Origin of the sequence: Geofilum rubicundum JCM 15548 (genome assembly GCF_000974365.1) — a bacterium.
GTDB lineage: Bacteria > Bacteroidota > Bacteroidia > Bacteroidales > Marinilabiliaceae > Geofilum > Geofilum rubicundum.
Map to the genome: position 1 here is coordinate 1 of NZ_BAZW01000146.1, position 1,507 is coordinate 1,507.

Annotated in this window: 1 rRNA gene; it reads left to right on the plus strand. The window is 47.3% G+C overall.

The features are described from left to right. Positions 1-60: 60 nt before the first annotated feature. Positions 61-1,507: ribosomal RNA gene (locus tag JCM15548_RS20430) — 23S ribosomal RNA — on the plus strand; the annotation flags it as partial.

Consider the following 1,507-nt stretch of genomic DNA (forward strand, 5'->3'; position numbering starts at 1 on the left):
CGTTCATTGACATATTGACAAACGAGAAAAAGAAAAAAGACACAATAACTACGTGTCAATAAGAAAGTAAGCAAGGGCGCATGGAGGATGCCTAGGCTCTCAGAGGCGAAGAAAGACGTGATAAGCTGCGAAAAGCTGCGGGGAGGCGCAAATAGCCATTAATCCGCAGATGTCTGAATGGGGCAACCCACTTGGTTGAAGACCAAGTATCCTGATTTATCAGGAGGCAAACCCACTGAACTGAAACATCTAAGTAAGTGGAGGAAGAGAAAACAAGAGTGATTCCCTAAGTAGTGGCGAGCGAACAGGGACCAGCCCAAACCGGTGTTGTTTAGGCAATGCGGGGTAGTAGGACTACCATCACTGTTTATAAATACGAAATGGAAGCATCTGGAAAGTTGCATCATAGAGGGTGATAATCCCGTACATGTAAGTATGATAAACAAGGTAGTATCCTGAGTAGCGCGGGACACGAGAAATCTTGCGTGAATCAGCCGGGACCATCCGGTAAGGCTAAATACTCCTGAGAGACCAATAGTGAACCAGTACCGTGAGGGAAAGGTGAAAAGCACCCCGAACAGGGGAGTGAAAAAGTACCTGAAACCGTGCGCCTACAATCGGTCGGAGCCACTTCGTGTGGTGACGGCGTGCCTTTTGCATAATGAGCCTACGAGTTATTCCTTACCAGCAAGGTTAAGTGGTATTAGCCACGGAGCCGAAGCGAAAGCGAGTCTTAATAGGGCGCCAAAGTTGGTAGGGATAGACGCGAAACCTTGTGATCTACCCATGGTCAGGTTGAAGCTGTGGTAACACTCAGTGGAGGACCGAACCAGTAAACGTTGAAAAGTTTTTGGATGAACTGTGGGTAGGGGTGAAAGGCCAATCAAACTGGGAAATAGCTCGTACTCCCCGAAATGCATTTAGGTGCAGCCTTATTAAAGTTTTACAGAGGTAGAGCTACTGATAGGACGCGAGGGCTTCACCGCCTATCAACTCCTGACAAACTCCGAATGCTGTAAAATGATTAATAGGAGTGAGGGCATGGGTGCTAAGGTCCATGTCCGAGAGGGAAAGAACCCAGACCATCAGCTAAGGTCCCCAAATGTATGCTAAGTTGAACATAACGCGGTATGGTTGCACAGACAGCTAGGATGTTGGCTTGGAAGCAGCCATTCATTTAAAGAGTGCGTAACAGCTCACTAGTCGAGCGACCGTGCATGGATAATAATCGGGCATAAGCATACTACCGAAGCTATGGATTGTTAATTTATTAACAGTGGTAGGGGAGCATTCCAATCCGCGCCGAAGCAGTATCGTGAGGTATTGTGGAGCGTTTGGAAAAGCAAATGTAGGCATAAGTAACGATAATGAGAGTGAGAAACTCTCACGCCGAAAGACCAAGGTTTCCTGATCAACGCTAATCGGATCAGGGTTAGTCGGGACCTAACGCGAACCCGAAAGGGGTAGTGGATGGCAAACAGGTTAATATTCCTGTACCCGTTATACA